We start from the raw sequence: 25,849 nt of genomic DNA on the forward strand, positions 1-25,849 counted from the left end.
TCATTGCTCCCATGGTTCAAGCCAAGGGAGAGGGTGATGAACGGTTTAATCCAACTGCGAATCCCGCGATCGCGCGCGCTGGTTGCGGCAATCGGTGCGGCGTTGCTGGCGTCCTGTGCGGCAAGCGAGGGCGATGGCAGCGCCATGCGAGCCTTTGCCAGCGAGGCCGAGTTGAAGGCGTTCCTCGCGAAACGAAACGCGGTCCAGCGGCTCGATGTTGCCGAACCGGCCGCCGCTGACGCCGCGGCGGCCCCCGTGCTCGAATCGGTTCCGCTGCCCTCGGTCGCCGTCGCCCCCGAAGAACCCGCGGCAAAAGCGGCGCCGGGCGAAGGCATCACCAATGTCCAGACCGCCGGGGTCGACGAGGGTGGCATCGTCAAGAAACAGGGCGATTTGCTGATCGTGCTGCGGCGCGGGCGGCTGTTCACGATCGACGCCTCGGGCGGCGGCATGCGACCGATCGCGGCGGTCGATGTCTTTCCGGGCAAGAGCGATGCCGACGGCGCCTGGTATGACGAGATGCTGGTTAGCGACGATACCGTCGTCGTGCTCGGCTATAGCTATGCGCGCAGCGGCACCGAGGTGAACCGCTTCCACCTCTCCGCCGACGGCAAGCTTAAATGGCGCGACACCCATTATCTGCGTTCGGGCGATTATTATTCGTCGCGCAACTATGCCTCGCGGCTGATCGGCGACAGGCTGATCTTCTATGCGCCGCTGCCGACCTATGAGGGGATCGTCGACAGCCTGCCCGCGCTTGCGACTTGGCAGAAGGGCAAGGTCGGCGCCTTCAAGCCGTTCACCGGCGCGCGCGACATTTATATGCCGCAGCCGGCATGGGCCGACGACAGGCTCGCCGGCGATGTGCTGCACAGCGTGATGATCTGTGACCTCGGCAGCGACGATATGGATTGCGATGCGACCAACGTGCTCGGCAGCTGGTCACGCAGCTTCTATGTCTCGCAGAACGCGGTCTATGTCTGGGCCGGCATGGGGTCCGAATGGAGCAGCGACCCGGCGGACAATCGCGCCATGCTCTATCGCATCCCGCTGGACGGCGGCGCACCGCAGGCAGTCGAGGTCGCCGGTATGCCGCTCGACCAGTTTTCCTTTCGCGAAGAGGGGGACGGATCGCTCAATGTGCTCACCATGGACGAGGGCGGCGGCGATGCGATGTGGCAGGCCGAGGCGAATGACAAGGGCGACATGGCGCTGCTCCACCTTGCGGCATCGCGCTTTGGCGACGGCGGGGCCAAGGTAAAGCCCGCCGACTTCCGCGCGCTGCCGGGCGTCGAGGGGTGGGAGCGGCAGAACCGCTTCGTCGGCGACTGGTTGCTCTATGCGGGCGGCCAGATACGTCGCGACCTGCGCAAGGAAGGCGGCGAGCAGGCCGCGCTCTACGCCGTCCCGGTGAAGGGCGGCGAGGTCGTCCCGCTCGATCCGGGTAATCAGGTCGGGCGGATCGACATCATGGGCCGCGACGCGATTATCGTCGGCTCGGGCGGCGACGGCGCGTTGACCTTCACGACGGTGGCGCTCGACGGCACGCCGAAGCTCGCGAGCCGCTATGCCTTCCCGGCCGCGGCGGAGGGCGAGAATCGCAGCCACGCCTTTTTCTATCGCCCCGACCCGGACGGCAACGGCGACGATGGGTTGCTCGGCCTGCCGGTGATGCGCGGCAGCGACGACGGGACGAAGTTCCTCGGCAGCGCGGCGTCGATCCTCTACCTCCGCCGCGCCGCGCGCGACCTGTCGCTCGCGGGCACGCTCGACGCCCGCCCGGGGCAGGGCGACGATCATTGTCTCGCCTCGTGCGTCGACTGGTACGGCAACGCGCGTCCGGTGTTTTTTGGCGGTCGCATCTTCGCGTTGATGGGCTATGAACTTGTCGAAGGCCGCTGGCAGGACGGGAAGATACGCGAAACGGCGCGCATCGACTTTACTCCGCGTCGCCAGCCGGGTCGCTGACAAGGAGATTAGGGGAAATATGTTCGATCTTTCAGGGATGACCGCGCTGGTGACGGGTGCCAGCGGGGGGATCGGTTCGGCCATTGCGCAGGCGCTCGCTGCCCAAGGCGCGCGGCTCGCGGTTTCGGGGTCCAATGCCGACAAGCTGAGCGCCTTTCGCGACACCCTCGGCGGCGACCATGTCGCGCTGCCGTGCAACCTTGGCGACAGCGCCGCGGTCGACGCGCTGGTACCCGCGGCGGTCGAGGCGCTCGGCGGCAAGCTCGACATTCTCGTCAACAACGCAGGGGTGACGCGCGACAATCTGATCATGCGGATGAAGGACGAGGAATGGATGGACGTCATCCGCATCAACCTCGAAGCCAATTTCCGCCTCGCGCGTGCGGCGGCCAAGCCGATGATGAAGGCGCGCTTCGGGCGCATCATCTCGATCACCAGCGTCGTCGGCGCCACCGGCAATCCGGGGCAGGCCAATTATGCGGCGTCGAAGGCCGGCGTCACCGGCATGACCAAGGCGCTGGCGCAGGAACTGGCGAGCCGCGGGGTCACAGCGAATTGCGTCGCGCCGGGCTTCATCGCCACCGCGATGACCGCCGAGCTGCCCGACGCGCAGAAGGACGCGCTCAACACCCGCATCCCGGCGGGGCGCATGGGCGAGGGCAGCGACATCGCCGCGGCGGTGGTCTATCTGGCGTCGAAAGAGGCGGGCTATGTCACCGGCCAGACGTTGCATGTTAACGGCGGCATGGCCATGCTGTCCTAGGGGACTGTGTTGCCGAGGGAAATTCGGGTGGAAGGGACGATCCTATGTTGAAGGGAATCATGGCGGGCGCCTTGCTGGCATGGACCGCCATGCCTGGCGCCGCAATGGCGCAGGAAGGCGCCAAGTTCGACTGTGTGACGAAGGACGCCAATGCGACGCTGAAGGCGTCGATCGGGGCGGCGATGACCGGCGTCGGCGACGATGTGTCGCGCGACGCGCTGTTCAAGCAATTGGCGACGATCACCGACACCTGCGTCGCGCGCCACGCAATCGACGAGGCGAACAAGGCCGACTATTTCGATTACGGCCTCGCGCGGATTTCGCGCGAATGGCTGATCGGCGACCTTGCGCGCAACAGCCTGTCGAACGCGCCGGTCGACAAGGCGCTCGATTTCGGTCCGAGCGGCACGAATCCGGACCTGTCGGCCGACATGACCGACGACCAGATCATGTCGATCGTCCAGGCCTATATCGACACCGGCGTTGACATCGAAAAGGTCGATTCGGGGGTGTGGGAAAAGGTCGGCGCATACGCCGCGGCGACCTCGATCTACTGGAACAAACGCAAGCTGCTGCCGTTCTGATGGCGGCGATCGAGCCTGGTCCAGCGGCGCTGGACCAGGCTTTGCCCCGCGAGCCCGGGATCTAGAAGCTCGCGCGGGCGGTAATCCGGATATCGCGGCCGGCGAGCGGCACATAATCCTTGGTGAAGCTGGCGTGACGCCGCGCATCGACGTCGAAGATATTGTTCGCCGCCAGCGTCAGCGACAGATTCTTCGTTTCGGGCAGCGGACGCCAGGTCAGCGACGCGTTGACCAGCGTAAAGCCCTTGGTCGGGGTTTCGAAGGTCGCGATGCGGTTCTGGTCGTCGGTCCATTCGACCTCGGCGCGCGCGTCGATCCGATCGCCCTGCGCTTCCAGCCCGCCGAGCACGCGCAGTGGCGGGATGCGCGGGACGTTTCCATCGACGCCGGCGCCCTTGATCTTGGCGCGCGTCATGTCGGCGGTGACGTCGCCGACGATGTTGAAACCGGCGATCTGTGCGATCGGCGCCGCCGCTTCGAACTCGAAGCCGTAGGTGCGCGCCTTGTCCTGCAGGAACTGGAACAGCGGCAGGTCGTCTTCGATCAGCCCGGTATCGCTTTCATAGATGAAGCCGTCGAACCAGCTCGCATAGCCGGTGAGCGCGACCGAATAGCCGTCGCGGTTGAACTTCAGCGAGGCTTCACCGCCCCAACTCGTTTCCTTGTCGAAATCGGGGTTGCCGCGCTCGAAGGTTTGGGTCGCGGCGTGCGGACCGTCGGACAGCAGCTCTTCGGCCGAGGGCGCGCGTTCGCTGTGCGAGACCGAGATGCTCGCCTTAATCCCGTCGGCGAGGGCATAGCTGAAACCGCCCGCACCCGAAAAAGCGTTGAACGACCGGTCGTAACCGATGCTGCTCGCCTTGATATTGCTCTTTTCGAACCGCAGCGCGCCCTCGAGCGTCAGCGGACCCATTTCCTTTTCCTGCAGCGTGAAGGCGGCAAGGCGGGTGGTTTCGTTGGGCGGCAAAAAGGCTTCGTCGCCGATCGCGGCGAAGTCGCGGAAGCTGTACTGCAACCCGCTCGCGCCGCGCCAGCCGCCGCGGTCGTTCTGCGCCAGCTCGGTGCGGAACTCGATGCCCTTGTTGAGGAAGGTCGTGCCGGGGACGCCGTCGTCGAATTCGGTGTGGGCGTAATCGCCATAGGCGCCGCGCACGCGCAGTTTCTCGAACAGGCCGTCGCCCAGTTCGACCTCGCCGCGCAGGTCGACGCGGTACTGGCGCGACGAGATCGTCGGTTCCTCGCCCAGGTCGGCGCGCGGCGGGATGCCATAGTCGGTTTCGAGATAGCCGAACGACAGGCCGAGCATGCCGCCGTCGTTGATATAGGCGGCGCCGACGCCGGCGCTGGTGCTGGTGCTTGCGCTGTTCGGGATGCGGCCGCGGCTGTTCGCGGCGCCGGTCAGCCGCGCGGCTTCATCGGCATCGCCGTCGGCGGTCGCATCGGCGGCGAGGCCGAGCAGGCGCTGGCGCAAAGGCTCGGCATAGATCAGCCCGCCGGCGCGGACATCGTTCGAATCGCGATAATTGCCATCGACGTGGAAGACGAGCTGTTTGGTCAGGGCGACGTCGACCGAGGCGCCGACGCTCTTGTCGTCGGCGGCGCTGCCATAGCTGGCGAGGGCGTCGACGTGGAAGGGCGCTTCGGGGATGCCGCGCGGGATACGGCGGTCGAAGACGTTGACCGCGCCGCCGATCGCCTGGCTCGAAAAGAGCAGCACCGACGGGCCGCGCAGGATCTCGATGCGTTCGGCGGTCAGCGGGTCGATGCTGACGCCATGGTCGGCCGAGGTCGATGACGCATCGATCGCGCCGAGGCCGTCGACGAGCACGCTGACGCGCTCACCCGAAAAACCGCGCAGCACGGGACGCGAGGCGCCGGGGGAGAAGCTGCTCGCCGACACGCCGGGCTGGCTGGTCAGGCTGTCGCCGATCTGGCCGCGAATATCCTGCGCCAGCTTTTCGCCCTCCATCACCGACACATTGCCCAATATGTCGAGGCTGCGCACATAAGGCGCGGTGACGATGATCGGCTGGTCGGTGTGATAATCGTCGTCGCCCGTCTGCGGTGCGGTGTCCTGCGCAAAGGCGGGCGCGGTCAGCATCAGGGCGAGGGTCGAAGCGGCGGAGCAAAGCAAGCGCATGGAGAGGAAATCCTGTTTTCGTTGGCGACTGTGGCGGCGTCAGTAATGATATATTGTTACAGAGGCAAGGGCCAGTTCCCGCCGTTCGTCGGGACCACGGCGCCGTCCGTCGATGAAGGCCGACCTTTGCCCGGACAAAAGAAGCTGTCTTGCGGGCCGCGGGGCGGCGCCCTAGATCAACGGCCATGACCATTGCGCACACCAGCCTCGAGCTGATCGGCAACACCCCGCTCGTCCTTCTGAAAGGCCCCAGCGCCGCCACTGGCTGCGAAATCTGGGGCAAATGCGAATATGCCAATCCCGGCGGATCGGTGAAGGATCGCGCCGCGCTGTATATAGTTCGCGATGCCGAGGCGAACGGCAGCCTGAAGCCCGGCGGCACGATCGTCGAGGGGACGGCGGGTAACACCGGGATCGGCCTCGCGCTCGTCGCCAATGCGCTCGGGTACCGGACGATCATCGTCATGCCCGACAATCAGAGCGCCGAGAAGATGGACACCATCCGCGCGCTCGGTGCCGAATTGGTGCTCGTGCCGCCGGCGCCCTTCGCCAATCCGGGCCATTTCGTCCACACCTCGCGCCGCATCGCCGAGGAAACCGACAATGCGATCTGGGCGAACCAGTTCGACAATATCGCCAATCGCAAATCGCACATCTTCGGCACGGCCGAGGAAATCTGGGCGCAGATGGACGGCCGGATCGACGGTTTCACTTGTGCCGCGGGGACGGGGGGCACGATCGCGGGAACGGGGCTCGGCCTGAAAGCCAAGGACGAGAAGATCACCATCGCGCTGACCGACCCGCACGGCGCGGGCCTCTATAATTATTACCAGTGCGGCGAACTCAAGCCCGAAGGATCGAGCGTCGCCGAGGGGATCGGCCAGAACCGGATCACCGCCAACCTCGACGGCGCGCCCATCGACACGCAATTTCGCATCTCGGATGCCGAGGGGCTCGCGGTGGTGCGCCAGTTGCTCGACGAGGAGGGGCTGTGCCTCGGCCTGTCGTCGGGGATCAACGTCGCGGGCGCGATGGCGCTGGCGCGCCAACTCGGCCCCAGCAAGCGCATTGCAACCATCCTGTGCGACAGCGGGTTTCGCTATCTCTCGACGCTCTACAACCCCGAGTGGCTGGTGAGCAAAGGATTGGCGGCGTGAACATGAAAAAGCCCAGGGCCTCGCCCGTATCGCCCGAACCGTTGGGTCCCAATGATTCGATGCGCCGGCTGCAGATCGGCATCGCCGGGGTGATGGCGGTGCTGCTGCTCGTCGGTCTCGCCGGGCTGATAGGGGATCGGGCGCGCGAACAGGTCGCGAACGATGCCGTGACCGCAAATCCCGCCGCGACCGGCACGCCCGAAAAGGGCAGCGGCGCCCCGCTCGAAGAACTGGGCGTCCAGCCGGTGACGCCGACGGCCGACGCCGCAAAGGCGGCCTCGTCTGCGGCCAAGGCCGCACCCTTGCCGCCTGCGACGGCAAAGGTTCCCGACCTCGAACCCGATCCCGAACTGCAGCGCGCACGGAACAAATCGGCGCAGTGACGCGCGCGCGTTTTGCCGGGCTGGCGCCGACGCTCCGACTGTCCGCCGCCTATGTCCTGCCGGCGCTGGCGCTGGCCTGGATCTGCGGTGGCCAGATGCTGCTCGCAAGGGTCGACGCGGCGCTGGCAATCCCTTTGCTCATGCCGGGCGCGCTGCTCCTTGCATGGCTCATCCGGGGCGAGAGCTTGCTGGCGCGCGCCCGGACCTTTGCGGCGGCGTTGCTGATTTTGGCCATGACGCAGTTGGCGCTGCACTATGGACTGGCCGAACGAATGGGTGGCCTCCAACTCGTCGCCACCTTGCTATGTGGTGGCGTAGGATGCGGCATTGCGGCAATCCTCATCGGGCGCACCGGTAATTGGCATGCGGCGCTGCGTTGGCCGGCAATGCTTCTCACGCTGATTTTGTGGTTTGTCGCCGGGCAGGCGTTGATCGGCCCAGCCTATGCAACATGGACCAAGCCGCTTTCGCAGCCCGTTGCCATGATAACGGGCCTGCCGCTGCGCTGGGCCGGGCAGGGCGGCGATTTTGCGGCGATGCTGGAGGCGGGGCCTTCCGAGGCGCAGGCGCTTTCAGAATTATACCGGAGGCTGGACGTTCGTGTCGTCGATAGTCTCGCGGATGTCCGCGATGAAGACGCCTTGCTCGTCGCTCATCCACGCGCGCTTGCGCCAGAGGAACTGGTGCGGCTTGATGCGCTGACGGCGCGCCCGCGCGACATCGTCATCCTTGCCGATGCGCTGTCGACCTGGCCGCCCGCCTATCCGCTCGGCGATCCGCGCAATCCGCCGGTGACCAGCCTGCTGACCCCGCTGCTCGACCATTGGGGGATCGCGCTCGCGGCGGTCGACCCTGAGCGGGCAGGCGATGTCGATGTCTTCCTCGACCCGGCGGGGCAGAAGCTCCGGCTCCATTCGGCGGGCCGCTTTACGCGCCTGCCAGCCGGCTGTGCGACCTGGGGCGACCGCCGCGTCGCGCGCTGTCCGATCGGTCGGGCGACCGTCTGGCTCGTCGGGGACGCCGACCTGCTCCACGAAAGCCTGTGGCAGTCGCCGATCCCCGATGCGCTATGGCTCCGCCGGTCCGACAATATGAAATGGCTGGTCTCCGCCTTGGGCGGCCCTTCCAGGACCTATTTCGAGCCGATCTGGATCCGCTGACCGCCGGAACCGGCGTTTTTCCGTCCCTTGATGCTTATCCACAGCGGCCTGCGGCGTGCGCGTCGCGGGCCATTGCCGCTCATTTGCGCTCCTTTCGCCCCGATCTGCCCTAGAAATGTGGTGAATTGACCCGGTCAGGCCCTAATTTACCCCTTTCCACCCCGACCGAGACTTGGTAGGCAGGAAGCGGAGAGGGGCAATCTCCACCTGAGTCACTGGATTCGGAATTTTTGGATTCCGGGATCGGGGAAGTTTTGCCCGGGGTGCTAGGCTGGGGGCAAATCGATGGCGGTTATCACGCCCGGCAGCTATTCCGGCACCGAATTCGCCGCGATCGATGGCAAGGGACGCATCGCCGTCCCCTCCGAATTCCGCAACAATGTGCCCCTCAATGCGGATGGCCAGCGCGTGCTCTGGGTCGGCTTTCACGAAAAGCTGCCCTGTCTGGTCGCTTATGGCCAGGACCAGTTCGATCGCCTCAACGACGAAATCGCCCGCGATCGCGACATCGCGCGCGACCGCGACCGCGATTATGACGAAGACGCCGAATATAAGAAGCGCTTCGACTTCACGAAGAACTACACGCTCGATGAAAGCGGTCGCTTCCTGCCGACCTTCTCGCACCGCGACAATCCTTACGATCCCGACGTGCTGGCGTTCGACGGCAGCGCCTGCGCCTTCGTCGGTGCGGGGCGCCGCTTCGAAATCTGGTGGCTGCCGCTGCTCGCCGCCTGTGAAGAGGCCGACCCGCGCCTGCGCCGCGTCGCCACCGCATGGGAAGCCAGCAAGGCGAGGGGGCGGAAATGACCGACCTTGCCCCCAATGTCTTCAGGGATCCGCGCCATGACCCCGTGCTCCGCGACGAGATTGTCGCCGCGCTCGCGATCGCGCCCGGCGAATGCCATGTCGATGCCACCTTCGGCGCCGGCGGCTATACCCGCGCGCTGCTCGCGGCGGGCGCTCAGGTCGTCGCCTGCGACCGCGATCCCGATGCGATCGCCGAGGGCCAGGCACTCGTCGCCGAAGCCGCCGGCCGGCTGACGCTGGTCCACGGTCGCTTCGGCGAAATCGACCGGCTGCTCGCCGAGCGCGGCATCGAGGCGGTTGACGGCATCGTCTTCGACATCGGCGTCTCATCGATGCAGCTCGACCGCGCCGAACGCGGCTTTTCGTTCCAGAACGATGGCCCGCTGAACATGACGATGGCGCAGGACGGCGAGACCGCGGCCGACTGGCTGAACAGCGCCGACGAAGGCGCGATCGCCGATGTCCTCTTTCACTATGGCGACGAACGCCAGTCGCGCCGCGTCGCGCGCGCGATCGTCGCGGCGCGCCCGCTCACCCGCACCGGCGAACTCGCGACGGTGATCCGCAAGGCGCTGCGCCATCCGCCCGGGGCCCCCAAGGACCCGGCGACGCGCAGTTTTCAGGCGATCCGCATCCACATCAACGGCGAACTCGACGAGCTCAAGGCCGGGCTCGACGCCGCCGAACGGCTGCTGCGTCCCGGCGGCCGGCTCGCAGTGGTGTCGTTCCACAGCACCGAGGATCGCATCGTGAAGAATTTCCTGCGCGAACGGAGCGGAGGCGATGCCGCCGGTTCGCGCCACCGGCCCGCGCTAGCCCCTCCGGCGCGGGCCGCAACTTTCCTGCCCCCGGCGCGCCGGGTGCGCCCGGGCAAGGATGAAGAAGCCCGCAACCCCCGCGCCCGTTCGGCGACGCTGCGCAGCGCGGTGCGCACCGATGCGGCGGCATGGTCCGCGGGTTCGACGACACAGGAGGCGATCTCATGCTGATGGCGGCGCGCAAATTGCAGGGTATCGGGCTGGTATTGCTCGTGCTGGTGTTCGCGATGATGCTCTATCCGGTGTCGCTGAAGGTAGCGGCGACACGCAGCGAACTCGCGCAGATCAACCAGCAGATCAATCGCACCCGCGACAATATCCGCTACCTCGAATCCGAACTCGCGGTGCGCGCGTCGATGCGCCAGCTCGAGCAATGGAACGCCGAAACCTTCGGCTATTCGGCGCCGTCGGCGAGCCAGTATCTCGCCAACGAGCGCCAGCTTGCCTCGGTCGGCCGCCTGCCGCGCGCGCGCGGCGCCAATGACGTCGCGCCGGTGCTGATGGCGATGGTGTCGCCGGTCGCGCTGCCCGAAAAGGCCAAGCCCGCCGCCGCCACGGCGCCGGACGCCCCCGCCGCCCCGGCCGCGGCGGTGAAGCCGGCGGCGATCAAGCTTGCCGCGGTCCAGTCGGACACGCCGCCGCGCATGGCGCCGACCCGCCGCCGCGAACAATTGAAGATGATCGAGGACCAGCTCCTCGCCGAATCGACGCTCGCCGATCTCAAGCGGGCGGCCGCCGCCGAAGCAGGGGAAGCCAGGGGCCGATGAACACGCTGGTCGTCCGTCCGACACGCGTCCGTACCGCCGGGGTGCGGCAGCAACTGCTGCTCACCGCACAGCAGCGGCTGATGATCCTGATGCTGCTGTTCACGGCGGCGATCTTTTTTGTGTCGCTGCGTCTGCTCTATTTCGCGGCGTTCGACACGACGCCGCAGCGCGGCGCCGCCGCGGCGTTCGTTCCGGCCCGCGCCGACATCGTCGACCGCAACGGCGTGCCGCTGGCGCGCACCATCGACGGCTATTCGATCCGCGTCGTGCCGTCGAAGCTGCTCAACAACCGTGCCTATCTCGCCGACGAACTGGTCAAGATCTTCCCCGACACCCCGCGCGAGGAATTTCTCGCCAAGCTGACCGGCCCGCGCGCCACCTACATTCGCCGCCGCGCGCTGCCCGACCAGGTCGCGGCGGTGAACGCGATCGGTGAAATCGGTTTCGACTTTCCGCGCGAAAAGGAACGCCTCTACCCGCAGCTCAGCCTCGCCGCGCACACGCTGGGTTTCATCAACGCCGAGGGGCAGGGCGTCACCGGGATCGAGGGCGCCTATGACAAGCGCCTGACCGACGCCGCGACGCGCGGCCAGCCGCTCGCGCTGTCGATCGACGCGCGGGTGCAGGGCGTGCTCGAAAGCGAACTCGGGAGCGCGGTGACGAACCTCGAGGCGATCGGCGGCGCGGGGATCATCCTCGACGTCCACACCGGCGAAGTTCTGGCGATGTCGTCGCTCCCGACCTTCAACCCGAACAAGCTGACCGGCAGCGACCCCGCGACGCGCCGCAACGCGGTGACCTATAATCTTTACGAACTCGGCTCGACCTTCAAGCCGCTGACCGTTGCGGCGGCGATCGATGCCGGCACGGTGACCAGCATGGCGCGGCGCTACGATGCGACCCAGCCGCTCGCCATCGCGGGTTTCCGGATCCGCGACAGCCATCCCGCCGGGCGCTGGTACAATGTGCCCGAAACGCTGATCCACAGCTCGAACATCGTCACCGCGCAGATCGCCGACGAACTGGGCCGCGAAAAGATGGAGGCGATGTTCCGCAGCGTCGATTTCGACAAACGGCCGGGCATCGAGCTGAAAGAGCGGGCGTTTCCGTTATGGCCCAAAAACTGGGGCCGTCTGACCACGATGACCACCGGCTATGGTCACGGGATCGCGGTCACCCCGCTGCACCTCGCCAGCGCCTATGCCGCGTTGGTCAACGGCGGCATCTACCGCCCGGCGACGATGCTCAAGCTGGGCGACAAGGCGCCGCCGCAGGGCCGCCGCGTCTTCAAGGCGTCGACCAGCGCGCGGATGCGCCAGTTGCTCCGTCTGATCGTGTCCGACGGCACCGGCAAGCAGGCCGAGGCGCCCGGCTTCCGCGTCGGCGGGAAAACCGGCAGTGCCGAAAAGCCCGGCATCGGCGGATACAACCGGACGTCGGTCGTCGCGACCTTTGCCGCGGCATTTCCGATGGATAACCCGCGTTACGTGGTTATCGCGATGATCGACCAGCCCAAGGGCAATGCCTATAGTTCGGGCCAGCGCACCGCGGGCTGGACCGCGGCGCCTGTGGTCAAAAAAGTCGTGATGCGCGCGGGTCCGATGCTCGGCGTCTTCCCCGACGAAAGCCGCGACGTCGACGTGTCCGAACTGACCCCGCTGCTCTGGAGAAACGGGGAAGCCGAGTAATGCGTCTCGCGGCGCTGATCGAAAATCAGGCTTTGTCGGGCGCCGACCCTGTCGTCACCGGGCTCGCGATCGACCATCGCAAGGTTGCGCCGGGGACGATCTTCGGCGCCTTCGTCGGCGAAAAGTTCAACGGCGAGGATTTTATCGCCGCCGCGATCGAGGCGGGCGCCATCGCCATCGTCGCGCGGCCCGAGGCGAGGGTCGACGGCGCGGTCCATATCGCCGACGCCAATCCGCGCCGCGCCTTCGCGCATATCGCCGCGCGCTTTTTCCACAAATTTCCCGCGACCTGCGTCGCGGTCACCGGCACCAACGGCAAGACCTCGACCGTCGAGATGACCCGCCAGCTGTGGCGCATGGCGGGGTTCCACGCCGCCTCGATCGGCACGCTCGGCGTTACCGCCGGCGACGACCGCGTCGTCACCGGGCTGACCACCCCCGATATCGTCACCTTCCTGTCGAACATGGCGGGCCTTGCTGCCGAGGGGGTGACCCACGCGGCGTTCGAGGCATCGAGCCACGGGCTCGACCAGTATCGGACCGAGGGCCTGCCGGTGAAGGCCGCCGCCTTCACCAACCTCAGCCACGATCATCTCGATTATCATGGCGACATGGAGACCTATATGGCCGCAAAGATGCGGCTGTTCCGCGAGGTCGTCGACCCGAACGGCACGGTGGTGATCTGGAACGACGACATGTGGTCGCCGGCCGCCGAATATGAAGCAAAACAGCGCGGCGTCCGCATCCTGACCGTCGGCCAGCATGGCGAAGACCTGCGTCTCGTCTCGCGCGAGCCGACCCAACTCGGGCAATCGCTGGTGATCGCGGCGGGTCCGGTGGTGCAGAAAGTCACGCTGCCGCTGATCGGCGCCTATCAGGTCGCCAATGCGCTGGTTTCGGCGGGCCTCGTTATCGCGACAGGCGGCGACGTGGCGCAGACGCTCGGCAATCTGGCGCGGCTCCAGCCGGTGCGCGGGCGCCTCGAACGCGCCGCGATTACCAAAACGGGCGCGCCGGTCTATGTCGATTATGCCCACACCCCTGACGCGATCGAGGCCGCGCTCGACGCGCTGCGCCCGCACGCGACCGGCCGCCTGATTCTCGTCTTCGGCGCCGGTGGCGACCGCGACAAGGACAAGCGCCCCGAAATGGGCCGGGTCGCCGCCGCGAAGGCCGACATCGCGATCATCACCGACGACAATCCGCGCGGCGAGGATGCCGCGACGATCCGCGCCGCCATCGCCGCCGGCGCGCCGGGGGCGCAGGTCATCGGCGACCGCCGCGCCGCCATCGCCGCCGCCATTGCCGAGGCGCGCGCCGACGACATCGTCTGCATCGCGGGCAAGGGGCATGAACAGGGCCAGATCGTCGGCCGGGGCGACGCGATGCGCGTCATTCCCTTCGACGATGTGACCGTCGCGCGCGAGGAGGCGGCATGAACCCGCTGTGGACCGCGCGCGCCATCGCCGCTGCGACCGGCGGCACCGCCAGCGCCGACTTCACCGTGCACGGCGTCGCCTTCGATTCGCGCGAGGTGGGGAAGGGCGACCTGTTCGTCGCGATGAAGGGCGAGGCGACCGACGGCCACAAGTTCATCGACAAGGCGATCGCCGCGGGCGCGGCAGGGATCGTCTGCGAAACCGCCATCGACCATCCGCATGTCCGCGTCGCCGACAGCGCCCTCGCGCTGAACGCGCTGGGTATCGCGTCGCGCGCGCGCTGCCATGGCCGGATCATCGGGGTCACCGGCTCGGCGGGCAAGACGGGGACGAAAGAGGCGCTGTTCGCGGCGCTCGACCGCTTCCGTCCTGGCAAGGCGCATCGCTCGGTCAAAAGCTACAACAACCATGTCGGCGTGCCCTTGAGCCTGTCGCGCATGCCCTCGACCGCCGATTATGGCGTGTTCGAAATGGGCATGAACCACGCCGGCGAACTCGCCGCGCTGACCCGGATGGTGCGCCCGCACGTCGCCATCGTCACCACCATCGCGCCGGCGCATATGGAATTTTTCGGCAGCGAAGCGGCGATCGCCGACGCCAAGGGCGAAATTTTCGAAGGCCTCGAACCCGGCGGTACCGCGATCGTGCCCTTCGACAGCCCGCATTATGCACGCCTCCGGACCAAGGCCGAACAGCATGCGGCCCATGTCGTCAGCTTCGGCCTCGGCGCCGGCGCCGATGTGCGCGCGGTCGACTGGCTGCCCGACGGGCAGGGCGGTTCGCTCGTCACCGCGCAGGTTCAGGAAGCCCTGCTCTGCTTCAACATCGCGCAGGCGGGCGCGCATTGGGTGTCGAACGCGCTCGCGGTGCTCGCCGCGGTGAAAGCCGTCGGCGGCGACCTGCCCGCCGCAGGCCTCGCCTTTGCCGAAATGGCCGGCCTCGCCGGACGCGGCGCGCGGCATCGCCTGCCGGTTGCGGGCGGCGGCCATATCCTGCTGATCGACGAAAGCTACAACGCCAACCCCGCCTCGATGGTCGCCACGATCGACCAGCTCGGCAGCGAATCCGCCGATCGCCGCGTCGCGATTCTCGGCGCGATGAAGGAACTCGGCCCGGGCGGTGAGGCGTATCACGCAGGTCTCGCGGCTCCGCTCGTCGCAGCGGGCGTGCAGTTCGCCTTGCTCGTCGGCGAAGAGATGGCGCCGCTCGCCAAAGCGCTTGAGGGGCGTATCGATTTCGCGCATGTGCCCGACCATCGGGCCGCCAAAGAGCGGCTGAAAGACTTGATCCGCGCCGGCGATGCCGTGCTGGTCAAGGGGTCGAACAGCGTTGGCCTGTCGCATCTGGTGACGGCGCTGACCAACGGGGAATATTGATGCTGTACTGGCTGGCGGAATGGCTTGGCTTTCCGGGGGTCCTCAACCTCATTCGTTATCTGAGCTTCCGCTCGGGCGCCGCGGTCGCGACCGCGCTGATCATCGGCCTGTGGATCGGCCCGCGCTTCATCCTGATGCTGCGCATGCGGCAGGGCAAGGGCCAGCCGATCCGCGACGATGGCCCGCAGACGCATCTCGCGAAAAAGGGCACGCCGACGATGGGCGGGCTGATGATCCTGATTTCGCTGATGATTTCGGCGCTGCTCTGGATGGATTTGTCGAACCGTTTTGTCTGGGCCTGCCTGTTCGTCACCGGCGGTTTCGCGGTCGTCGGCTTCCTCGACGATCTCGACAAGGTGACCAAGGCCAGCCACCGCGGCATCCCCGGCCGCGTGCGGTTGCTCATCGAGTTCATCATCGCGGGCGTCGCGGTGTTCCTGATCGTGTCGCGCACCGGTACCGACCTCTATCTGCCCTTTTTCAGCGGTATCGTGCTCGAACTCGGGCCCTTCTATTATCTCTTCGCGATGGTGATGATCGTCGGCTTCGGCAATGCGGTGAACCTGACCGACGGGCTCGACGGGCTCGCGACCTTCCCGGTGATCATCGCCAGCCTCGCCTTCCTCGTCATCGTCTATTTGTCGGGCAACGTGAAATTCGCCGAATATCTCGGCATCCCGCACGTCCCCGGCGCGGGCGAACTGGCGATCTTCGCCGCCGCGATCATCGGCGCGTGCCTCGCCTTCCTGTGGTTCAACGCGCCCCCTGCGGCGGTGTTCATGGGCGACACCGGCAGCCTTGCCTTGGGCGGCGCGCTCGCGACGATCGCGGTGACCGCCCAGCATGAACTGGTGCTCGTCATCATCGGCGGCTTGTTCGTCGTCGAGGCACTGTCGGTGATCATCCAGGTCGCCTGGTACAAACGCACCGGCAAGCGCGTCTTCCGCATGGCGCCGATCCACCATCATTTCGAACAGCTCGGCTGGCCCGAATCGACCGTCGTGATCCGTTTCTGGATCGTGTCGATCGTTCTCGCGCTGGCAGGGCTTGCGACGCTCAAGCTCCGGTGATCACCAGCCGCGCCTTTGCCGGTCGCCGCTACGCGGTGCTGGGGCTGGCGCGCTCGGGGCTCGCGACGGTCGAGGCGCTCGTCGCCAGCGGTGCCGGCGTCACCGCGTGGGACGACCGTGAGGAAGCGCGCGACGAGGCGATGGCGCTCGGCGCCGACATCGGCAATCCGCTGGAGATCGACCTGATCGGTTTCGCGGGCGTCGTCGTGTCGCCCGGCGTCCCGCTCAACCGCCACCCGATCGCCGCCCACGCGCGCGAGGCGCATGTCCCGGTGATCGGCGATGTCGAGCTGTTCGCCGAAGCGCGCGCGGAGCTGCCGCCGCACAAGGTCGTCGGCATCACCGGCACCAACGGCAAGTCGACGGTTACCGCGCTGGTCACCCATATGTTCGAAAGCGCGGGCATCCCGACGCTGATGGGCGGCAATATCGGCCTGCCGATCCTCAGCCGCGATCCGCTCGCCCCCAATGAAAACGGCGTCGGGGTCTATGTCCTCGAACTGTCGAGCTACCAGATCGACCTGTCGCACAGCCTCGCCTGCGATGTCGCGCTGCTCACCAACCTCACCCCCGACCATCTCGACCGCTACGACGGTTTCGCGGGCTATGCCGCGTCGAAGGCGCGGCTCTTCTCGCTCCAGCACCGGGATCAGGTCGCGATCGTCGCGGTCGACGACGACCCGTCGAAGATCATCGCGGGGCGGATCAATCACCGCCTGTTTCGCGTCTCGGGCAAGGATGTCGACCCCGTCGACCAGATGCGCTGGCCGGCGCTGCAGGGCCCGCACAATGCGCAGAACGCGGTCTGCGCGATCGCGGTGTGCCGGGTGCTCGGGTTGAACGACGAACAGATCGAAGCCGGCCTCGCCACCTACAAGGCGTTGCCGCATCGCATGGAACTGGTCGGCGAAGTCGCTGGCGTCCGCTGGTACAATGACAGCAAGGCGACCAACGCGGCTTCCGCTGCACCGGCGCTGGCGGCCTTTCCGCCGGCGCCGGACCAGCGTCTGCACTGGATCGCCGGCGGGCAGGCCAAGGGCGACGGGTTGTCGGCCTGCCGTCCCTGGTTCGGACACGTCAAGCGTGCCTATCTGATCGGCGAGGCGATGGACGGTTTCGCGGCCGAGATCGGCGATGCGATTCCCGTCGACCGCTCGGGCGACCTCGCGACCGCGGTCGCGCGTGCGGCGGCGGTCGCCGAGCCGGGCGACATCGTGTTGCTGTCGCCGGCCTGCGCGTCGTTCGACCAATTCAAGAGTTTTGAGGAGCGCGGCGACCGCTTTCGCGCCATCGTCAAGGCATTCGGGGCATGAGCGGGGGGTTCGACAATATGGACGCGACCAACGAACGGCCGATCATCGCCACGACGCGCAGCAGCAAGCGGCGCGGCCCGCGGCTCAGCCGCGCCGACCGCACCCCGCTCGGGCTGTGGTTCTGGGAAATCGACCGCGTGCTGCTGCTGCTCGTGTCGATGCTGATCGCGGTCGGCCTCGTCGCCGTCACCGCCGCCTCTCCGGTCGCGGCGCAGAAGCTCTCGACCTCGACCGCCAGCCTCGACCCGCTCTATTATTTCTATCGCCAGCTGATGTGGGTGCTCGTCGGCGTGCCCGTGATGCTCGCGGTGTCGATGCTGCCCAAACAGCAGGCACGGCGTTTTGCGATCTACGGCACCATCACCTTCATGGGGCTGCTCTTCCTCGTGCCGCTGATCGGCACCGAAGTGAACGGCGCGCAGCGCTGGCTCGGCAGCGGCATGTTCCGCCTCCAGCCGTCGGAGTTTCTCAAGCCCTTCTTCGCGGTCGCGCTCGCGTGGGTGCTGTCGCTGCGGTTGCAGGACCAGAGCCTGCCCGTCGTGCCGCTCAGCTTCGTGCTCACCGGCATCATCGCGATGCTGCTGATGGGCCAGCCCGACCTTGGTCAGACGATCATCTTCATCGCGACCTGGCTCGTCCTCGTCCTCGTCGCCGGCCTGTCGATGCGGATCATGGGCATGCTCGCGGGTGGCGGCCTTGCCGGTATCGTCCTCGCCTATTTCTTCTATCCGGTGGCGCAGCAGCGCATCAACATCTGGCTGTTCGCCGAGGGCGACAGCTTCCAGGTCGACAAGGCGCACGCGACGCTCACCGCCGGCGGGCTGATCGGCACCGGCCCCGGCGCGGGCCTCGCCAAATTCCAGCTGCCCGAGGCGCATACCGACTATATCTTCTCGGTGATCGGCGAGGAGTTCGGGATGATCGCGTGCATGGCGATCGCGATCCTCTATCTCGCGATCATCGTTCGCGTCCTCGTCCGCCTGCTCGACGAAGAGGACAGCTTCCTGATCCTCGCGGTCGCCGGCCTGATCGCGCAGTTCGGCGGACAGGCGATCATCAACATGGCGGTGAACACCCAGCTTTTCCCGTCGAAGGGGATGACCTTGCCCTTCATCAGCTACGGCGGCTCGTCGATGATCGCGCTGTCGATCGGCATGGGTTTGCTCTTGTCGCTGACCCGGCGGAACCCCTATGCCGCAAGGGTGTCGATGACCCGAAACTGGAACAAAAAATGACGGCCCGCAAATGACCGCAACGCGCCATTATCTTCTCGCCGCCGGGGGAACTGGCGGCCACATGCTTCCCGCTTATGCGCTGGCGGGCGAGCTGATTTCGCGCGGCCACCGCGTCGCGCTGGTCAGCGACGACCGCGGCCTCAAGATTCCCGGCGCCCCCGCCGAGCTCGAAACCCATGTGCTGCCCGCCGGGCGCGTCGCGGGCGGCCCGATCGGCTGGGTCAAGGCGGCGCTGGCGATCCGCAAGGGGCGGCGCCTCGGCATCGAGTTGATCAATGAATTCGACCCCGCGGTCGTCGTCGGCTTCGGCGGCTATCCCTCGCTTCCCAGCCTGCTCGCCGCCAAGGCGACCAGGCGTCCGAGCGTGATCCATGAGCAGAACGCCGTGCTCGGCCGCACCAACCGGTTGATGGCATCGCGCGTCGACGCGATCGCGGTCGCCTATCGCAACATCCATCGTTTCCCCGAAGCGCTGGCGCTCAAGCGCCACCTGACCGGCAACCCGGTGCGCGAGGAGGTCATCGCGATCCGCGAGGAAGGCTATCCGCCGCTTCCCGAAGACGGCATCCTGCGGCTGCTCGTCGTCGGCGGCAGCCTCGGCGCGACGGTGCTCAGCGAAGTCGTCCCCGCGGCGATCGCGATGCTGCCGCGCGCGCTGCTCGACCGGTTGCAGATCGTCCAGCAGGCGCGCGAGGCCGACATAGAGGGCGTGCGCGCCAAATATGCCGAGCTGGGCGTTGCCGCCGAATGCGCGCCCTATTTCGCCGATATCCCCGACCGCATGCGCTGGGCGCATCTGGTGATCGCGCGCGCGGGCGCCTCGACCGTGTCCGAACTCGCCTGCGCCGGTCGCCCCGCGGTGTTCGTGCCTTATCCGCACGCGATGGACGACCATCAAACCTACAACGTCGCCGATCTCGTCGAGGCGGGCGGCGCAGTGTCCTTCGCCCAGCCCGATTTCACCGCCGCGGCGCTTGCCAAGCAGATCCAGCGCATGGCGCTCGAACCCGGCGCGCTCGAAGAAGCGGCGGCACGCGCCGCGAGCTGCGGCCTGCCCGACGCGACGCGCGACCTCGCCGACCTCGTCGAATCGCTCGCCGCGCCGCCGATGATGGATGTCATCCGCGTCGGTGCGCCGTCGCGCTCGGCGGCGGTCGCGGGCGGCGTCGCCGCGACGCGTTCGGGGGACCGCTGATGCGCGGCGTCGCGACCGATATCGGCACCATCCACTTCATCGGCATCGGCGGCATCGGCATGTCGGGCATCGCCGAGGTGATGCACAACCTCGGCTATCAGGTGCAGGGCAGCGATATCGCCGACGGCTATGTGATCGAAGGCCTGCGCAAGCGTGGCATCAAGGTCGCGATCGGCCATGAGGCCTCGAATGTCGACGGCGTCGCGGTCGTCGTGACCTCGACCGCGGTCAAGCGCGGCAATCCTGAGGTCGAGGCGGCCCTGGCCGGCCGCATCCCGATCGTCCGCCGCGCCGAAATGCTCGCCGAGCTGATGCGGCTGAAATCGACCGTCGCCATCGCGGGGACGCACGGCAAGACGACGACGACCAGCCTCGTCGCGGCATTGCTCGACGCGGGCGGGATCGACCCGACCGTGATCAACGGCGGTATCATCAACAATTATGGCTCGAACGCGCGGCTTGGCGCGTCGGACTGGATGGTGGTGGAGGCCGACGAAAGCGACGGCAGCTTCCTGCGCCTCGACGGAACGATCGCGGTCGTCACCAACATCGACCCCGAACATCTCGACCATTATGGCAGCTTCGACGCGATCAAGGACGCCTTCGTCGAGTTTATCGAAAATGTGCCCTTCTATGGCGCCGCGATGCTCTGCCTCGACCATCCCGAGGTGCAGGCGATCATCCCGCGCATCCGCGACCGCCGCATTATCACCTATGGTTTCTCGGCGCAGGCCGATGTGCGCGGCACCAACGTGACGCCCGGCGCCGACGGCAATCGCTTCGACGTCGTCGTGCGCGACCGCGACGGCAACAGCCGGACGATCGAGGGCATCCATTTGCCGATGTCGGGGCGCCACAATGTCCAGAACGCGCTCGCCGCGATCGCGGTGGCGCTGCACATGGGGGTGTCGGACGAGAAGGTCGCCTCGGGCTTCAACGGTTTCGCCGGGGTCAAGCGCCGCTTCACCAAGGTTGGCGAGATCGCGGTGGGTGAAGGCGTGGTGACCGTCATCGACGATTACGCCCACCACCCCGTCGAAATCCGCGCCGTGCTCTCGGCCGCGCGCGAGGGTGTCGGGGCAGGGCGCGTCGTCGCGGTCGTCCAGCCGCACCGTTTCACCCGGCTTCGCGACCATATGGACGATTTCCAGCAGGCGTTTAACGACGCCGACATCGTGCTGGCTCTGCCCGTCTACACCGCCGGCGAAAGCCCGATCGAGGGTGTGTCGTCGGACACGCTCGTGGCGGGTCTGCGCGATCGCGGGCATCGCCAGGCGTCAACCGTCGCCGACGCCGATGCGCTGGCGGCCGCCATCGCCCGGTCGATCGTCGCGGGTGACCTCGGTGCAGGCGACAAGATCATCTGCCTCGGCGCGGGCGACATCACCAAGATGGCGGCGGGTTTGGCCGCGGCGGTGGAGCGCGCGTGACCGCGACCGCCACCCTCCCGGTCGTGCGCGGCAAGCTGACGGAAAAGGCGCCGCTCGCCCCGCTCGTATGGTTCAAATCGGGCGGCCCCGCCGACTGGCTGTTCGAGCCGAAAGACGCTGACGATCTTTCCGATTTCCTCCGCGACCTCGACCCCGCAACGCCCGTCATGGCGCTTGGCCTAGGCTCGAACCTCATCGTCCGCGACGGCGGCTTCCCCGGCGTCGTCGTCCGTCTCGGCAAGGCCTTCGCCAAGGTCGAAGCCATCGACGCAACCACGCTGCGCTGCGGCGGCGGCGCCTCGGGCATTCTCGTTTCCTCGACCGCGCGCGACGCGGGCATCGCCGGCATGGAATTCCTGCGCTCGATCCCCGGCACCGTTGGCGGCTTCGTGCGCATGAACGGCGGTGCCTATGGCGGCGAGGTCAAGGATATATTGATCGACGCTGACGTCGTGCTGCGCTCGGGCGAGCGTCGGACGCTGCCGCTCGCCGACCTCGGCTACACCTATCGCCACAGCGAACTCCCCGAGGGCGCGGTCGTCGTCGGCGCGACCTTCCGCGGCCACCCCGGCGAACCCGCCGCGATCCAGGCCGAAATGGACCGCATCTCGGCAAGCCGCGAGGCGTCACAGCCGCTGCGGTCGAAAACCGGCGGTTCGACCTTCAAAAATCCCGACGGCCACAAGGCCTGGCAACTCGTCGACGAAGCCGGTTGTCGCGGCTTCGCGGTCGGCGGCGCGCAGGTCAGCGAGAAGCACACCAATTTCCTCATCAACACCGGCGACGCGACGAGCGCCGATATCGAAGCACTCGGTGACGAAGTGCGCCGACGCGTGAAGGCGAAGAGCGGCGTCGAACTGCAATGGGAAATACAGCGCGTGGGAGTGAAGAAGTGACCAGCCATCTCGACGCGTCCGAACAAAAGGTCGTCGACGACATTCGTGATTACGGGTGCAGCGTCATGCATGTCTTTGACGCCGACGGCGACTTGCCAGAGTTCAGCTACTCGATCGGCTTCCCCGAAACGGTCGAGCAGCCCGAAGTCATCGTCTTTGGCGTCAAACGAGAAGTGCGTCACTTTATGATCAATGAAATTCAACGCCAATGCGTGGAGGGATTGAAGCTGCAGGACGGCTTGCGAATATCCGGCCTGATCGAGGGTTGGAACTGCGTGGCCAAATACGTCACCGACGCGGGGGCGATCCGCGAGCATTTCGGTTGGGCGCTCTGGTATCACGATGCGCAACGTGACGCGGCGATGCACGATGCTTTCCAGATTGTCTGGCCCGGCGCAGAACAGGGCTTGTTTCCGTGGGAGCCGGATTGCGATCCGATCGTGATGGAGAGACAGCCCGCGCTATATGAAGGGGCGGCGCAATGACCCGCGGCCCCTGGCATGTCGCCGTCCTGATGGGCGGCTGGTCCGCCGAGCGCGAAGTCTCGCTGATGAGCGGCAAGGGCATCGCCGACGCGCTGGAATCGCGCGGGCACCGGGTCACGCGTATCGACATGGATCGCGACGTCGCGCGGCGGCTCGCCGATGCCAATCCCGACGTCGTCTTCAACGCGCTCCACGGCGTCCCCGGTGAGGACGGCACGGTGCAGGGCATGCTCGACCTGATGGGCCTCAAATACACCCACAGCGGTCTCGTCACCTCGGTGATTGCGATCGACAAGGAACTGACCAAGCAGGCGCTCGTCCCCCACGGTATCCCGATGCCCGTGGGGACGATGGTCGACAGCGAAAGCCTGTTCGCCGTCGACCCGCTGCCGCGCCCCTATGTCCTGAAACCCGTCAACGAAGGCTCGTCGGTCGGGGTCGCGATCGTCAAGGACGACAGCAATTACGGCAACCCGATCGCGCGCGGCGCGGTCGGGCCCTGGCAGGAGTTCGACCGCCTGCTCGCCGAACCCTTCATCAAAGGCCGCGAGTTGACCGTCGCGGTGCTCGGCGATCAGGCGCTCGGGGTCACCGAATTGCGGGTGAAATCGGGCTTCTACGATTATGACGCCAAATATACCGACGGGCTGACCGAACATGTCTGCCCCGCCGAGGTCCCCGATGACGTGGCGCAACGCATGAAGGACCTCGCCGTACAGGCGCACCGCCTGCTCGGCTGCAAGGGCGCCTCGCGCTCCGATTTTCGCTGGGACGACGAACATGGCCTCGCGGGCATCTTCCTGCTCGAGGTCAACACCCAGCCGGGGATGACGCCGCTCAGCCTGGTGCCCGAACAGGCACGCGCGATCGGCATGGATTATGCGGAACTGGTCGAACGCATCGTGGGGGAAGCATTATGAGCCAGAAGATCAAGCGGCCGACATCGGCGCCGCGCCGCCCGGCGCGCGCGCCGAAAAAGCGCAAGACGATCAAGACGTCGCGCGTCGACGCGGTGATCAACGCGCTGCCGATCAGTCCGCAGCGGCTGCAGCAGGTCGCCAACTGGACGATCGGCCTCGGCCTCTTCGCCGTGGTCGGTCTTGCCGCCCATGCGACGGGCGTGACGGCAAAGGTCCAGGAGGAATATGCGCAGGCGGTCGGCCGCGCCGGCTTCCAGGTCAAGAAGGTCGAGGTCGTCGGCGCCGACCGCATCGACCGGCTCAAGGTCTATGACATCGCGCTGGCCCAGAAGGACCGCTCGATGGCGGCGCTCGACCTCGAAGGGGTACGCGGCGACCTGATGAAATATGGCTGGATCAAGGATGCGCGCGTCTCGCGCCGCCTGCCCGACACGCTCGTCGTCGACATCGTCGAGCGCACCCCGGCGGCGATCTGGCAGCACAACAACCGGCTGTCGCTGATCGACGAAAATGGCGTCGTGCTCGAACCCGTCACCATCGCGACGATGCCCGACCTGCCGCTCGTCATCGGGCCGAAAGCGAACCAGCGCTCGCAGGACCTCGACCGCCTGCTCGCCGAAGCGAGCAGCCTCAAGGAATTGCTCGCCGGCGCGACCTGGGTCGGCAACCGCCGCTGGGATCTGCGTTTCCGCAGCGGCGAGACGCTGTCGCTGCCCGAAGGCGAGACCGAGGCAAAAGCCGCCCTCGCCAAATTCGCGCATATGGACGGCGCCAACCGGTTGCTCGGACGCGGTATATTGCGCTTCGACATGCGCGACCCCAACCGTTTTGTGTTACGCTTGCCGCACGAAGGCCAGGTGGCGCCCGCGAAGCTCGAAGGCGCGCGCGCCGCCGCCGACGCGCTGGCCGCCGCGACCGCGGCCGAAGAAGGATAGGGCGATGGCGCCGCCGCGCATCGAGAAGATCATCACCGCGCTCGATGTCGGGTCGTGGAAGGTGTGCGCGCTGATCGCGGGCCAGACCGCCGACGGCGCGCTCCATGTCCTCGGCACCGGCCAGCGCGAGAGCCGCGGCGTCCAGCGCGGCTATGTCGCCGACATGGAACAGACCGAACATGTGGTGCGCGAGGCGATCGAACAGGCCGAACGCATCGCCGGGCTCAACATCGACGATGTCTGGGTCGCCTTCTCGGCGGGCAGCCTCTTGAGCGACGTCGCCCCGATCGAAAGCGAACTCGGCGGCCATCGCATCGAACAGGAGGATGTCGACGACCTGCTCGCCGCGGGCCGTGCCGGCATCGATCCCGAAGGCCGCATGATCCTCCACGCCCAGCCCGCGCTCTACACACTCGACGGCCTCACCGGGGTCAAGAACCCGATCGGTCTCCACGCCGACCGGCTCGGTGTCGACATCCATATCATCATGGCCGACGGCGCCCCGGTGCGGAACCTCGAGGCGGCGGTGCGCCAGGCGCATCTCGACGTCAACGCCGTGGTCGCCTCGCCGATCGCCGCCGGCCTGTCGTGTCTGTCCGACGAGGAACGCGACCTCGGCGTCGCGCTCGTCGAACTCGGCGCGTCGGTGACCACCGTTTCGCTCTATGCCGGCGGCATGCTCGTCGAAATGGCGTCGCTGCCCTTCGGCGCCAGCGACATCACCGACGATATCGCCTCGGCCTTCGGCATCCGCCGCAGCCAGGCGCAGCGCCTGCAGAGCTTCTACGGCTCGGCCTCGGCCAGCCCGCGCGACAACAACGAGATCATCGAACTCGAACCCGGCGCACCGAGCGGGTCGGAATCGCCGCGCATCACGCGCGCCCAGCTTGTCACGGTGATCCGCCAGCGCCTCGACGCGATGATGGGAGAGATCGGCAGGACGTTGAAAGACCTGCATTTCGTCGGCCCGATCGGCCGTCAGGTGGTGCTCGTCGGCGGCGGCGCCGACCTGAAAGGCATCGCCGACTACACCCAGAGCGCGCTCGGTCGCGCGGCGCGGGTCGGCCGCCCCAAGGGGCTGCTCGGGCTGCCCGACGCGCATTCTGGGCCGGCTTTCGCGACGCTCGCCGGGCTGGTGCTTTACGCCGCGTCGGACCCGGTGGACCTGCGCGACCTGCCGATGATGTCGCAGGACGTCTATCGTCCGCGCAGTACCGGAATTATCAATCGCCTGATGGCTGCACTTAAAAACAGTTTCTAGCGACGAGTTGCGCGAAAGGGTTAATTTTTTGAGTGATTCCGGCGTCACAATAGTGCAAT

Annotated in this window: 23 protein-coding genes; 22 read left to right on the forward strand and 1 reads right to left on the reverse strand. The window is 67.0% G+C overall.

All coding sequences use genetic code 11. The features are described 5' to 3' along the window. Positions 1 to 36 precede the first annotated feature (36 nt). From ASD67_RS11255 to ASD67_RS11265, 3 genes are read left to right on the forward strand one after another with little or no spacing between them, the layout of a single operon-like run. Entirely contained in the window at positions 37 to 1,968 is a 1,932-nt protein-coding gene (locus ASD67_RS11255) for a beta-propeller domain-containing protein (RefSeq protein WP_056346864.1), read from the forward strand. Positions 1,969 to 1,987: 19 nt separating this feature from the next. Further along, a complete protein-coding gene (fabG, locus tag ASD67_RS11260; RefSeq protein ID WP_056346866.1) occupies positions 1,988 to 2,731 on the forward strand; it encodes a 3-oxoacyl-[acyl-carrier-protein] reductase in 744 nt (247 codons plus the stop codon). 44 nt (positions 2,732 to 2,775) lie between these two features. Then, the gene (locus tag ASD67_RS11265) at positions 2,776 to 3,315 is read left to right on the forward strand and encodes a hypothetical protein (RefSeq protein WP_056346868.1); all 540 of its coding nucleotides are present in this window, start codon (positions 2,776 to 2,778) and stop codon (positions 3,313 to 3,315) included. A 61-nt stretch (positions 3,316 to 3,376) separates the two neighbouring features. Here the strand turns inward: ASD67_RS11265 and ASD67_RS11270 are convergent, their stop codons facing one another. Beyond that, positions 3,377 to 5,416: a TonB-dependent receptor gene (locus ASD67_RS11270; protein WP_235535636.1), complete on the reverse strand. Its 2,040-nt coding sequence runs from the start codon at positions 5,414 to 5,416 to the stop codon at positions 3,377 to 3,379. 224 nt (positions 5,417 to 5,640) lie between these two features. Between ASD67_RS11270 and ASD67_RS11275 the strand changes: the two genes are divergently transcribed. The 19 genes from ASD67_RS11275 (at position 5,641) to ftsA (ending at position 25,790) form a co-directional block, all read left to right on the forward strand. Further along, positions 5,641 to 6,612, forward strand: coding sequence for a cysteine synthase A (locus tag ASD67_RS11275; protein WP_056346873.1), 972 nt, complete (start codon positions 5,641 to 5,643; stop codon positions 6,610 to 6,612). A 2-nt stretch (positions 6,613 to 6,614) separates the two neighbouring features. Continuing rightward, a complete protein-coding gene (locus ASD67_RS11280; RefSeq protein WP_056346875.1) occupies positions 6,615 to 6,995 on the forward strand; it encodes a hypothetical protein in 381 nt (126 codons plus the stop codon). Then, the gene (locus ASD67_RS11285; RefSeq protein WP_056346877.1) at positions 6,992 to 8,155 is read left to right on the forward strand and encodes a hypothetical protein; all 1,164 of its coding nucleotides are present in this window, start codon (positions 6,992 to 6,994) and stop codon (positions 8,153 to 8,155) included. Before ASD67_RS11280 ends, ASD67_RS11285 begins: the two co-directional genes overlap by 4 nt. Before the next feature lie 285 nt (positions 8,156 to 8,440). Then, a complete protein-coding gene (locus ASD67_RS11290; protein WP_056346878.1) occupies positions 8,441 to 8,962 on the forward strand; it encodes a division/cell wall cluster transcriptional repressor MraZ in 522 nt (173 codons plus the stop codon). Then, positions 8,959 to 9,951, forward strand: a complete 993-nt coding sequence (gene rsmH / locus ASD67_RS11295) for a 16S rRNA (cytosine(1402)-N(4))-methyltransferase RsmH (protein WP_056346880.1) — start codon at positions 8,959 to 8,961, stop codon at positions 9,949 to 9,951. Before ASD67_RS11290 ends, rsmH begins: the two co-directional genes overlap by 4 nt. Beyond that, positions 9,945 to 10,547, forward strand: coding sequence for a hypothetical protein (locus tag ASD67_RS11300; protein WP_056346882.1), 603 nt, complete (start codon positions 9,945 to 9,947; stop codon positions 10,545 to 10,547). The genes rsmH and ASD67_RS11300 overlap by 7 nt, the downstream gene beginning before the upstream one ends. Further along, on the forward strand, positions 10,544 to 12,235 hold the full coding sequence (locus ASD67_RS11305) for a peptidoglycan D,D-transpeptidase FtsI family protein (protein WP_056346884.1): 1,692 nt from the start codon (positions 10,544 to 10,546) through the stop codon (positions 12,233 to 12,235). The genes ASD67_RS11300 and ASD67_RS11305 overlap by 4 nt, the downstream gene beginning before the upstream one ends. Next, a complete protein-coding gene (locus ASD67_RS11310) occupies positions 12,235 to 13,674 on the forward strand; it encodes a UDP-N-acetylmuramoyl-L-alanyl-D-glutamate--2,6-diaminopimelate ligase (RefSeq protein WP_056346886.1) in 1,440 nt (479 codons plus the stop codon). The genes ASD67_RS11305 and ASD67_RS11310 overlap by 1 nt, the downstream gene beginning before the upstream one ends. Beyond that, complete coding sequence (locus ASD67_RS11315; RefSeq protein ID WP_056346887.1) at positions 13,671 to 15,050, forward strand: UDP-N-acetylmuramoyl-tripeptide--D-alanyl-D-alanine ligase; 1,380 nt, start codon at positions 13,671 to 13,673, stop codon at positions 15,048 to 15,050. The genes ASD67_RS11310 and ASD67_RS11315 overlap by 4 nt, the downstream gene beginning before the upstream one ends. After that, positions 15,050 to 16,120: a phospho-N-acetylmuramoyl-pentapeptide-transferase gene (gene mraY / locus ASD67_RS11320; RefSeq protein WP_056346889.1), complete on the forward strand. Its 1,071-nt coding sequence runs from the start codon at positions 15,050 to 15,052 to the stop codon at positions 16,118 to 16,120. Before ASD67_RS11315 ends, mraY begins: the two co-directional genes overlap by 1 nt. Continuing rightward, on the forward strand, positions 16,117 to 17,433 hold the full coding sequence (gene murD, locus ASD67_RS11325; protein ID WP_056346890.1) for a UDP-N-acetylmuramoyl-L-alanine--D-glutamate ligase: 1,317 nt from the start codon (positions 16,117 to 16,119) through the stop codon (positions 17,431 to 17,433). The genes mraY and murD overlap by 4 nt, the downstream gene beginning before the upstream one ends. Beyond that, positions 17,430 to 18,668: an FtsW/RodA/SpoVE family cell cycle protein gene (locus ASD67_RS11330; protein ID WP_200938008.1), complete on the forward strand. Its 1,239-nt coding sequence runs from the start codon at positions 17,430 to 17,432 to the stop codon at positions 18,666 to 18,668. The genes murD and ASD67_RS11330 overlap by 4 nt, the downstream gene beginning before the upstream one ends. Before the next feature lie 10 nt (positions 18,669 to 18,678). Further along, positions 18,679 to 19,863 carry an undecaprenyldiphospho-muramoylpentapeptide beta-N-acetylglucosaminyltransferase gene (gene murG, locus ASD67_RS11335; protein WP_056346892.1) on the forward strand — a complete coding sequence of 395 codons (1,185 nt, stop codon included), beginning with the start codon at positions 18,679 to 18,681 and terminating at the stop codon, positions 19,861 to 19,863. After that, complete coding sequence (gene murC / locus ASD67_RS11340) at positions 19,863 to 21,293, forward strand: UDP-N-acetylmuramate--L-alanine ligase (protein WP_056346894.1); 1,431 nt, start codon at positions 19,863 to 19,865, stop codon at positions 21,291 to 21,293. Before murG ends, murC begins: the two co-directional genes overlap by 1 nt. Continuing rightward, positions 21,290 to 22,189 (forward strand): UDP-N-acetylmuramate dehydrogenase, encoded by a 900-nt coding sequence (gene murB / locus ASD67_RS11345; RefSeq protein WP_056346896.1) that lies wholly within the window; start codon positions 21,290 to 21,292, stop codon positions 22,187 to 22,189. The genes murC and murB overlap by 4 nt, the downstream gene beginning before the upstream one ends. After that, on the forward strand, positions 22,186 to 22,674 hold the full coding sequence (locus ASD67_RS11350) for a DUF4262 domain-containing protein (protein ID WP_235535637.1): 489 nt from the start codon (positions 22,186 to 22,188) through the stop codon (positions 22,672 to 22,674). Before murB ends, ASD67_RS11350 begins: the two co-directional genes overlap by 4 nt. Continuing rightward, on the forward strand, positions 22,671 to 23,594 hold the full coding sequence (locus ASD67_RS11355; RefSeq protein ID WP_056346900.1) for a D-alanine--D-alanine ligase: 924 nt from the start codon (positions 22,671 to 22,673) through the stop codon (positions 23,592 to 23,594). The genes ASD67_RS11350 and ASD67_RS11355 overlap by 4 nt, the downstream gene beginning before the upstream one ends. Then, the gene (locus ASD67_RS11360; protein ID WP_056346902.1) at positions 23,591 to 24,529 is read left to right on the forward strand and encodes a cell division protein FtsQ/DivIB; all 939 of its coding nucleotides are present in this window, start codon (positions 23,591 to 23,593) and stop codon (positions 24,527 to 24,529) included. The genes ASD67_RS11355 and ASD67_RS11360 overlap by 4 nt, the downstream gene beginning before the upstream one ends. 4 nt (positions 24,530 to 24,533) lie before the next feature. Beyond that, positions 24,534 to 25,790: a cell division protein FtsA gene (gene ftsA / locus ASD67_RS11365; protein WP_056346903.1), complete on the forward strand. Its 1,257-nt coding sequence runs from the start codon at positions 24,534 to 24,536 to the stop codon at positions 25,788 to 25,790. Positions 25,791 to 25,849 lie beyond the last annotated feature (59 nt).

The sequence above is a fragment of the Sphingopyxis sp. Root1497 genome, assembly GCF_001427085.1.
Classification (GTDB): domain Bacteria; phylum Pseudomonadota; class Alphaproteobacteria; order Sphingomonadales; family Sphingomonadaceae; genus Sphingopyxis.

Coding starts and splice junctions, on each gene's coding strand:
- ASD67_RS11360 (WP_056346902.1), top strand. CDS start 23,591: ATGAGCCAGAAGATCAAGCGGCCGACATCGGCGCCGCGCCGCCCGGCG.
- ASD67_RS11275 (WP_056346873.1), top strand. CDS start 5,641: ATGACCATTGCGCACACCAGCCTCGAGCTGATCGGCAACACCCCGCTC.
- ASD67_RS11355 (WP_056346900.1), top strand. CDS start 22,671: ATGACCCGCGGCCCCTGGCATGTCGCCGTCCTGATGGGCGGCTGGTCC.
- fabG (WP_056346866.1), top strand. CDS start 1,988: ATGTTCGATCTTTCAGGGATGACCGCGCTGGTGACGGGTGCCAGCGGG.
- ASD67_RS11255 (WP_056346864.1), top strand. CDS start 37: ATGAACGGTTTAATCCAACTGCGAATCCCGCGATCGCGCGCGCTGGTT.
- ASD67_RS11300 (WP_056346882.1), top strand. CDS start 9,945: ATGCTGATGGCGGCGCGCAAATTGCAGGGTATCGGGCTGGTATTGCTC.
- mraY (WP_056346889.1), top strand. CDS start 15,050: ATGCTGTACTGGCTGGCGGAATGGCTTGGCTTTCCGGGGGTCCTCAAC.
- ASD67_RS11290 (WP_056346878.1), top strand. CDS start 8,441: ATGGCGGTTATCACGCCCGGCAGCTATTCCGGCACCGAATTCGCCGCG.
- ASD67_RS11315 (WP_056346887.1), top strand. CDS start 13,671: ATGAACCCGCTGTGGACCGCGCGCGCCATCGCCGCTGCGACCGGCGGC.
- murC (WP_056346894.1), top strand. CDS start 19,863: ATGCGCGGCGTCGCGACCGATATCGGCACCATCCACTTCATCGGCATC.
- ASD67_RS11310 (WP_056346886.1), top strand. CDS start 12,235: ATGCGTCTCGCGGCGCTGATCGAAAATCAGGCTTTGTCGGGCGCCGAC.
- rsmH (WP_056346880.1), top strand. CDS start 8,959: ATGACCGACCTTGCCCCCAATGTCTTCAGGGATCCGCGCCATGACCCC.
- ASD67_RS11305 (WP_056346884.1), top strand. CDS start 10,544: ATGAACACGCTGGTCGTCCGTCCGACACGCGTCCGTACCGCCGGGGTG.
- ASD67_RS11330 (WP_200938008.1), top strand. CDS start 17,430: ATGAGCGGGGGGTTCGACAATATGGACGCGACCAACGAACGGCCGATC.
- ASD67_RS11265 (WP_056346868.1), top strand. CDS start 2,776: ATGTTGAAGGGAATCATGGCGGGCGCCTTGCTGGCATGGACCGCCATG.
- murG (WP_056346892.1), top strand. CDS start 18,679: ATGACCGCAACGCGCCATTATCTTCTCGCCGCCGGGGGAACTGGCGGC.
- ASD67_RS11280 (WP_056346875.1), top strand. CDS start 6,615: ATGAAAAAGCCCAGGGCCTCGCCCGTATCGCCCGAACCGTTGGGTCCC.
- ASD67_RS11270 (WP_235535636.1), bottom strand. CDS start 5,416: ATGCTGACCGCGCCCGCCTTTGCGCAGGACACCGCACCGCAGACGGGC.
- ftsA (WP_056346903.1), top strand. CDS start 24,534: ATGGCGCCGCCGCGCATCGAGAAGATCATCACCGCGCTCGATGTCGGG.